The sequence below is a fragment of the Microbispora bryophytorum genome (assembly GCF_043197435.1).
Classification (GTDB): Bacteria; Actinomycetota; Actinomycetes; order Streptosporangiales; family Streptosporangiaceae; genus Microbispora; species Microbispora bryophytorum.
The window spans coordinates 1-8,286 of sequence record NZ_JBICTF010000021.1 but is presented as its reverse complement, the minus strand read 5'-3'; the positions used below and the strand labels follow the sequence as shown (position 1 = coordinate 8,286).

The following is an 8,286-nucleotide window of genomic DNA, read 5'->3' as shown; positions in this document are numbered from 1 at the left end:
TGCTGGTCGACACGCGGCGGTTGGCCGACAGTTTCCCCGCGGTGGACTACTTCGAGGAGGCGCGTCTGCCCTTCGTCGTCGGCGTCAACGGCTTCGACGGGCAGTTCCCGCACGCCGAGGAGGAGGTGCGGGAGGCGATGACGCTGTCGCCGCACGTCCCGATCGTCCGCACCGACGCCCGCGACCGCGAGTCGGTCAAGAGCGCCCTGATCGCCCTCGTCGAACACGCGCTGACCATGCGGGTCTCCGTTCCCGGGCCCAATTTCCACCAGGGTCGTGTCTGACAGAACACGCTCTGCCGCGGGTGGCCCGGGCGGTGCCTGATCCACCCCATGGAAACTCCTCGCAGGCGTGGACTTTCCATGGGGCTCGGGAAGATCGATGACGGGGGCGGCCCTCTGCGCGGCGCTCGGGGTTCAGCAGCCGGGGCTCAGCGGGGCAGGGCTCAGCGGGGCAGGGCCTCGATCAGGCTCGCCCCGGCGGGCAGCGGCAGGACGCGGGAGAGGGTGAAACCGGCCTCGCCGAGCAGCCGGGTGTGTTCGCCCAGCGTGCGCTCCATCCCGCCCTCGGTCAACGCGAGCATGCGCATGTCGAGGTCCTTGCCGATGTGCGGCGTGCCGTCGTCCGGCAGCACCATTTCGAGCAGCAGCAGCCGGCCGTGGGGGAGAGCCGCCTTCCGCACGTTGGTGAGAATGCGCAGGCTCGCCTCGTCACTCCAGTTGTGGATGACGCTGGCCAGCAGATAGAGGTCCCCGCCCTCGGGCACGCCCTCGAAGAAGTCGCCGCTCTCGAACTCGCACCGGTCGCCGAGGCCCCGCGCGTTGAGGGACTCCCGGGCGTTCTCCACCACGTGCGCGATGTCGAAGAGCACGCCGCGCATGCCGGGGTGCTGGTCGAGCACCGCCGCCAGCAGGTGCCCCGTCCCCCCGGCGATGTCCACGAACGTCTTCACGCCGGTGAAGTCGTAGGCGGTGGCCAGAGCGGCCTCCAGCGGCGCCGCGCGGATGGCCATGTACTCGTTGAACAGGCGGGCGGCCTCAGGTTGCTCCTGGAAGTAGCCGTACAAGGGGCCGAATCGCGAGATGAAGGCGGACCGCCCCTCTTTCACGGTCTGTGCCAGGTTGCCCATGGCGTACCAGTAACCGGTTTCGGCCGCCATGCGCAGGGCGGAGCGCATGCTGCCGGGAACGCCGTCGCGCAGCGTCTGACCCTCCTCGGTCAGCTCGTACGTCCCCGGAGCGACGGCGCGGACCACGCCGAGCGCCTCGAGTTCCCGCAGCAGGCGCGCCAGGGAGGGCTCGTGCGCGTCACACGCCTTGGCGAGCTCCGCCACGTCCATCGGGCCGGCGGCCAGGTGTTCGGCGCAGCCCAGTTCGGCCATCGCGGCGAGCGCGGCGAACCGGGAGAGCCCGATGATGGCGTCCCACGCGGGGCCGGTGGAGTCGATCACTTCTTCTCCAGAACAGTTGAGGTGGGGGAGCCGCCTCGGACCAGGCGGCCGACTTCGGCACGCAGCCGGACGAACGCGTCGCGCTGCCGGGTCGCGATCTGGTCGCGTGATTCGCCCAGGTCGACCGGCAGGTCGGCGGCGACCCGGGCCGGGGACCGGGTGAGGACGATCACCCGGTCGCCGACGTAGACGCTTTCGTCGATGTCGTGTGTGATCAGCAGGGTCGTCATGCCGTGATGCGCGCAGACCCGCAGCACCAGGTCTTCGAGGTCCTCGCGGGTCTGCGCGTCCACCGAGCCGAAGGGCTCGTCCATCAGCAGCAGGGACGGGCGGTAGGCGAGGGCGCGGGCGATCGACACACGTTGCTGCATGCCGCCGGACATCTCCCAGGGGTACTTCGCCGCGGCGTCGGCCAGGCCGACCTGGTCCAGTGCGGCGATCGCCGCCTCCCTGCGGCGCCGCCGGTCCAGCCCGCGGCGTCGCAGCGGCAGCGCCACGTTGTTCGCGGCGGTCATCCAGGGGTAGAGCGAACGGCTGTAGTCCTGGAAGACGACGGCCAGGTTGTCGGGGATACGGTCGACGGGCTGCCCGCCGATCAGCACCCGGCCCCCGGTGGGACGGATGAGACCGGCGACGGACCGCAGCAGAGTGGACTTGCCGCAACCGGAGGGGCCCACGACACAGACGAGTTCGCCCTCGGCGGCGCGGATGTTCACCCCGTCGAGAACGCGATGCGAGCCGTAGGAGTGGACCAGATCGGTGATCTCGAGCACGATGCCTTCCTAGGTGGTCTGCCTGGCGTTGGTGTGCCAGGCGAGAACGCGCCGTTCCAACAGCAGGAACGCGGAGTTGAGCAGATAGCCGAGAAGGCCGAGCACCACCAGGCAGCCCCACATGTCGGTGTAGAGGTAGCTGCGCTGCGCCGTCAGGAGCCGGTAGCCGAGGCCGCCGGAGCCGGCGAGGATCTCCGCGATGATCAGCAGGATCAGGGCCAGTGAGAGGGCCAGCCGCAGGCCGGCGAAGATCTTGGGCATCGCGGCGGGAATGATCACTCTGGTGAGCCGCTCCACCGTCGAGAAGCCGAAGATGCGCGCGGTCTCCAGGTGTTGCCGGTCCACCGTACGGGTGCCGTCGACGGTGTTGAGGAGGATCGGCCAGATGATTCCGAACACGATCGTCGTGAGCTGCGCCGGCGTGCTCAGCTTCAGCAGAGCGAGGAAGAAGGGAACCAGCAGCGGAGGCGGTACGGCCCGGCCGAGGTGGATCAGCGGGTCGAGGTAGCCGGACAGGCGGGGTGAACAGCCGATGGCGATTCCGGCGGTCACGCCGAGGACCGCGGCCAGCGTCCACCCGGCGAACAGGCGGGCGAGGCTGGGGCCGAAATCGTCCATCGCCTGCTCTGTCAGCAGGAGATGGGCCGCCGGGCCCGACAGCCACATCTCGCCCATCCGGGCCAGTGTCGCCGACGGAGGAGGGAAGAACGGTTGCTCGGCGGCACGGGTGGCGATCTCCCAGACCACGAGCGTCACCGGCACCAGCCAGAGACGGCCGACGGCTCTGATCACGTTCATCGGGCGGCTCCGGTGCGTGCGTCGTGCCAGCGGAACAGCCTGCGTTCCACCGCGACCAGGGCGGTGTTGGACAGGACGCCGAACAGGCCGGCCCACAGGGCCGCGCCGAGCATCAGGTCCATCCGGTTGCCGCTCGCGGCCTCCGTGATGTAGATCCCGACGCCCTCCGCCCCGCCTGCGAGCAGCTCCGCGCTGATCACGAGGATCACCGCGGTGCCCGCGGCGACGCGGATCCCGGTCGCGATGAAGGGCGCCGCGCTGGGCAGCGCCACCCGGAGCAGCACGGACACCGGACCGAACCCGAAGCTGCGCAGGGTCTCCTTGGCGAGCGGGTCGACGTCCCTGAGCGCGTAGATCGTGTTGATGACGATCGGCCAGGACGCCGCGTAGACGACGACGGCCACCCTCAGGTGCAGGTTGTCGCTGAAGAGCAGGATCGCGAGGGGGATGATGGCGACCGACGGGATGGGCCGGAGGAACTCGATCAGCGGCCGTACGGCCCGCTCCACGGGCGGCAGGGCCCCGAGCGCGAGTCCGGCCGGGACCGCCACCGCCACGGTCAGCAGCAGTCCGAGCCCCCAGGCGGCGAGCGAGGCACGCGCGTCGGCGAGGAACTCCCCGTCGACGAGCAGTTCCGCCGCGCCGCGGAGGATCGTGGACATACGGGGCAGGAAGCGGTCGTCGATCAGGCCGGTCGCGCCGACGATCTCGGCCGCTGCGAGGAACCCCGCGACGCCGGCGACGCCGCGGAGGACTCGTGCGTGTTCCATGGCAGGTGCGGGATCTCCGTCAGCTCGCCGGGGGCGGGAGGATCATCGACTTCACGTCGAGATCGTTCTTGAGGTAGCCGTACTCCTTCATCAGGTCGGCCACGCGCTGCAGGCGGGACTCGCTGAGGGAGGTCGGGTAGGAGCCGAGGGAGATGACGGCCGCGGTGGCGGCGTCGATCTTGGTGTACTTGGGCAACGTCTCCTCGACGATCTTGCGGTCCTTCGCGACGATCGCCTGCGCCTTACCGAGCGCCCGCTGGAACGCGGCTATCGCCTTGGGGTATTTGCTCGCGGTGGCGTCGGTGGTGAACCAGCCGGCGATGGGAAGACTTTCGGTCGGACCGGTCATCTCATCGACGATGATTCGGCCACCCGCTTTCGATTCCACCGTGATGACCGGTTCGGTCATCGCCGCCGCGTCCACCTGGTCGTTTTCCAGGGCGGCGGGCATGTCGGGGAAACTCTTCTCCACGAACTGGTCCGGGGTCGCGGTCACCCCGGCCACCTTCATCTGCACCTCGGCGGTCAGCTGGCTGACGCTGTTGAGAACATTGACCGCTATGGTCTTCCCCTTGAGGTCTGCAACAGTTTTGATCGGGGAGTCCTTTTTGACCATGATGACGAAAGCGCCGGGGGCGGCGCCGTAGCTGTCCGCGACATACTTGAACTTCCCCGCACCCTTGTCCTGGGCGAGGAAGGTGCCGACGTACGCGCCGAGCGACAGGTCGAGGCTCCCGCCCAGCAGCTTCTGGGTGGCGACGGCGCCGCCGGCCACCACCTCGGGCTGGACCTCCAGGCCCTCGGCCTTGAAGAACCCCTGATTGATGGCCACCTGCAAGGGTGCGCTGTCCGGCACCGGGATCGTGCCGACCTTCAGCGTCGTCTTCTCGAGTCCGTTGCCGGAGGACGAGGAGGACGTCGTGTCGGAATTGCTGCAAGCGGTGAGCGCCAGGACGGCCGCGACGCCGACGGCGAGAGTACGCCTTATAAGCCTCATGAAGTCTCCTTGTCTGGAGTGGTGAGGTGGCCGCCCGCGCGGGTTGGTCCCGTATAGGCGGCAACGGGCGAGAAGCGTACAGGAGACGTATGGATTCGATGGGTTTGAGTCGCGATTGTAGTGAAATAACCAGCTGTGTCGTAATTTAGAATTACGGCCAAGGGCTTGGACCGGTTCCAGAGGGGGAGTCGTCGGGTATCTCCTGTCCGATATTGCCTTCCCCCTGCTCGCCGTCGTCCTGCGCATGTCCGTTTGGGTCGGACAAAACTGTGGACCGTTCCAAAATCCCAAGCTCTTTGTCTATCTCGATGCCTTATGCTCAAATTGCCCGGTGATGTGCGGGCTCTCGCAATAGAGCGACCCCGGAGCCTTATCCCAGAGATTCAGCGCGAGAGGTTGCGCCAGTGAGGACAGCAACGATCGAGAGCGGTCGCCGCGCCGAGCCCGAACCGCTCGCCGAGCCCGCCGGCGGCACGTCCTCCGTGGACGGCGGGCCGCCCGACGGGCCCGCGACCGGCAACTCGATTCAGCTGAAGAACTGGCGGGTGCGAACCCGGCTCGTGGCGCTGATCGTGTTGCCCACCGTCGTCGCGGTTCTGCTCGGCGGCCTGCGGGTGGCGGGTTCGATATCCAGCGCCGCCGAGTATCAGCGGGTGCGCGAGGCCGTGGAGCTCGTCGGTAACGTCGGAGTGCTCCTCCACGAACTTCAGCTGGAGCGCGACCTGTCGGTCAAGTACGTCGCGGGCGGCCGTCGTGACAGAGCCCTGCTCGCCACCGTGAACAACCAGCACGACGCCGTGGACGCCGCCGTTCAGCAGGTGCGCGCCCGAGCCGGAACGAGCGGGGACGCGCTGGGCGGGCTCGGCAGGGAGGACCTGTCGCGGGCCCTGGCCCGGCTTGCGGACCTGACCGCGTTCCGGAAGATCGTGCTGGAGTCGCAGCTCCCGCCGCTGCGCGGCATTGAGAATTACCGGCTCGTCACCGACGACCTGCTGAAGCTGTACGACGCGGCAGGTCAGGGAGTCCCGGACGAAGGGCTGTACGCGAGCATCAAGGCGCTCGCGGCGCTCGCCCGGGCCAAGGAGGCGGTCTCGGAGCAGCGCGCGCTGCTCGCCATGGGACTGGCCCAGCAGCGGCTCGACCGGGCCGAGCTCGACGCCTTCACCGGCGCGACGGCCAGGGAGCAGAGCGAGTTGGCGGCCTTCACCGCCGTGGCCACCACCGACGAGCGGCAGCTCTACAGCGACACGGTCACCGACCAGAAGGTGGACCGGGCGCGGTTCTTCATCGACCGGGCGCTGTACCTCGTCGGCACCGGGCAGCTCATCCGCAACCTCGGCGGCAGGGCGGGCGACGCCGACCGCTGGTTCGACGCGATCAGCGAGCAGGCCGACCTCATGCGTGACGTGGCCACCCACCTGAGCAAGTCGATCGTCGCCCGGAGCGACGCCCTGCAGAGCACCGACCGGAACGCGGCCGTCGTCAGCATCACGTTGGTCATCGTCGTCCTGCTGCTGGTCCTGCTCATCACCGCCGTCATGGCGCGCTCTCTGGTACGGCCGCTGCGGCGGCTGCGCAGCGAGGCGCTGGAGGTCGCCGGGCATCGCCTACCCAGCCTGGTGCAGCGACTGCGCGAGTCCGACAGCGGTACGGCGGTGCAGGCCGAGGTGCAGCCGATCGGCGTGGTGTCCGCGGACGAGATCGGCGAGGTCGCGCGGGCCTTCGACGAGGTCCACCGTGAGGCCATCCGGCTGGCGGGTGACGAGGCCCGGCTGCGCAGCAACGTCAACGCGATGTTCGTGAACCTGTCGCGGCGTACGCAGACGCTGGTGGAACGTCAGATCGCCCTGATCGACGGACTGGAGCAGGGCGAGCAGGACGAGGAGCGGCTCGGCGACCTGTTCAAGCTCGACCATCTGGCGACCCGCATGCGCCGCAACAGTGAGAACCTCCTGGTTCTCGCCGGGCAGGAGCCCGCACGCCGCTGGAGCCGGCCCGTCGAGATCACCGACGTCATCCGGGCCTCGCTGTCGGAGGTCGAGGGCTACGAACGGGTGATGCTGAACTTCCCCTCGGACGTCTCGATCGCCGGCCAGGCCGTCAACGACGTCATCCACCTGCTCGCCGAGCTGGTGGAGAACGCGCTGGCGTTCTCCGCCCGCGACACCCGCGTGGTGGTCTCGGGCAACCGGATCGACGGCGGGGGCGTGATGATCTCCGTCACCGACTCCGGGATCGGCATGACGTCGGAGGAGATCGCGCAGGCGAACTGGAGGCTGGCGAACCCGCCGGTCGTGGACGTGTCGGTGTCCCGCCGCATGGGCCTGTTCGTGGTCGGCCGTCTCGCCGCCCGCAACGGCATCAGGGTCCAGCTCAGGCCGCACGACGGAGGCGGACTGACGGCCATGGTCCTGCTGCCGGAGTCCATCATGGGCCATCCGGCGACTCAGCCGGAGACCTATTCGAGTGCGTTCGCCCCCGGCTGGAGCCCGCGGCAGACCGAGCAGGGGACGGCGCAGCAAGGCATCGGCGGCTGGGGTCGTCAGCAGCTGCCGGCCGCCGGGGTCGCCGCACCGGCTCTCCACGATCCGCTCACCCGGATACGCAGCCGGTCGCCCGGCATGGACGAAGCGGCGACCGGGCCTCTGCCGGCGGTGACCGGACCCGTCCCGATGGGGTTCGGCGCGATGCCGGCGACGACGGGACCGGTGTCGATGTCCGGGCCGGTGCACGGCGCTCCCGTCCCGATGGGCGGTATGCGTCCGGGAGGGGCACCGGCCCCGGCACCGGCCCCGGCACAGTCCGGGCCGTCGGCCGAGGAGTTCCTGCCGATCTTCGCCTCCGTGGAGTCCGCCTGGTTCCGGCGCACTCCCGCCGCCGACACCGACTCCGGCTGGCAGGAGGCCCCATCGCTGAACGCCGGGTGGCAGGCCGCGGCGGCGGCCACCGAGAAGCCCGCCTCGGACGGCACGACCGTCTCGGGTCTGCCCAAGCGGGTGCCGAAGGCCAACCTGGTGCCCGGCTCGGCCGACGCGGCCGCGGCGGCGGCGTCGGCGGCGCCCGCCCCGCCGCAGCCGCTCCTGTCGCCCGACCGAGCCCGCAGCCGGCTGGCCAGCCTGCAGCAGGGCGTACGGCAGGGCCGGGCGGTGGCCAGGGGCGAACTGAGTGAGGACGAGGGCTACCCGACCGCGAAAGGGGACGGCGCATGAGTGGGTTGAGCCAGGGAGCACGCGGCCTGAACTGGCTGATCGATGATTTCGTGAGTTCGGTGCCGGGTGTGGCGCACACCGTGGTGGTGTCGGCGGACGGGTTGCCCCTGGCGTTCTCACACGGGTTTCCCAAGGACCGGGCGGATCAGCTGGCGGCGGTTGCGGCCGGGTTGATCAGTCTGACGCAGGGTGCCTCGCGGGTGTTCGAGGGTGGCCCGGTGACGCAGACGGTCGTGGAGATGCAGCGGGGGTTGTTGCTGATCATGTCGATCAGTGACGGGTCCTGTCT

General features: G+C 69.6%; 7 protein-coding genes and 1 pseudogene. 3 read left to right on the top strand and 5 right to left on the bottom strand.

Going from position 1 to position 8,286, the window contains the following annotated elements; all coding sequences use genetic code 11:
* A pseudogene (locus ACGFIB_RS36650) lies at positions 1–284 on the top strand (ATP-binding protein); the annotation flags it as partial.
* Between the two features lie 161 nt (positions 285–445).
* Here the strand turns inward: ACGFIB_RS36650 and ACGFIB_RS36645 are convergent.
* From ACGFIB_RS36645 to ACGFIB_RS36625, 5 genes are read right to left on the bottom strand one after another with little or no spacing between them, the layout of a single operon-like run.
* Positions 446–1,450 carry a methyltransferase gene (locus ACGFIB_RS36645; protein ID WP_229689991.1) on the bottom strand — a complete coding sequence of 335 codons (1,005 nt, stop codon included), beginning with the start codon at positions 1,448–1,450 and terminating at the stop codon, positions 446–448.
* Positions 1,447–2,223, bottom strand: coding sequence for an ABC transporter ATP-binding protein (locus ACGFIB_RS36640; protein WP_142576341.1), 777 nt, complete (start codon positions 2,221–2,223; stop codon positions 1,447–1,449). The genes ACGFIB_RS36645 and ACGFIB_RS36640 overlap by 4 nt, the downstream gene beginning before the upstream one ends.
* Before the next feature lie 9 nt (positions 2,224–2,232).
* Positions 2,233–3,021: an ABC transporter permease gene (locus tag ACGFIB_RS36635; protein ID WP_142576343.1), complete on the bottom strand. Its 789-nt coding sequence runs from the start codon at positions 3,019–3,021 to the stop codon at positions 2,233–2,235.
* On the bottom strand, positions 3,018–3,791 hold the full coding sequence (locus ACGFIB_RS36630) for an ABC transporter permease (RefSeq protein WP_142576345.1): 774 nt from the start codon (positions 3,789–3,791) through the stop codon (positions 3,018–3,020). Before ACGFIB_RS36630 ends, ACGFIB_RS36635 begins: the two co-directional genes overlap by 4 nt.
* 19 nt (positions 3,792–3,810) lie before the next feature.
* The gene (locus tag ACGFIB_RS36625) at positions 3,811–4,788 is read right to left on the bottom strand and encodes an ABC transporter substrate-binding protein (RefSeq protein ID WP_357253117.1); all 978 of its coding nucleotides are present in this window, start codon (positions 4,786–4,788) and stop codon (positions 3,811–3,813) included.
* 404 nt (positions 4,789–5,192) lie between these two features.
* Here ACGFIB_RS36625 and ACGFIB_RS36620 point away from each other — a divergent pair, with 404 nt between their 5' ends.
* Together ACGFIB_RS36620 and ACGFIB_RS36615 are read left to right on the top strand one after the other, a co-directional pair.
* Complete coding sequence (locus ACGFIB_RS36620; protein ID WP_393378056.1) at positions 5,193–7,997, top strand: sensor histidine kinase; 2,805 nt, start codon at positions 5,193–5,195, stop codon at positions 7,995–7,997.
* A partial coding sequence (locus ACGFIB_RS36615; RefSeq protein ID WP_455709594.1) for a roadblock/LC7 domain-containing protein occupies positions 7,994–8,286 on the top strand: 293 nt, incomplete at its 3' end. The genes ACGFIB_RS36620 and ACGFIB_RS36615, both read left to right, overlap by 4 nt.

Bases quoted from the DNA above. Each gene is read 5' to 3' on its own strand.
- ACGFIB_RS36635 (WP_142576343.1), bottom strand. From the start codon at position 3,021: ATGAACGTGATCAGAGCCGTCGGCCGTCTCTGGCTGGTGCCGGTGACG.
- ACGFIB_RS36630 (WP_142576345.1), bottom strand. From the start codon at position 3,791: ATGGAACACGCACGAGTCCTCCGCGGCGTCGCCGGCGTCGCGGGGTTC.
- ACGFIB_RS36625 (WP_357253117.1), bottom strand. From the start codon at position 4,788: ATGAGGCTTATAAGGCGTACTCTCGCCGTCGGCGTCGCGGCCGTCCTG.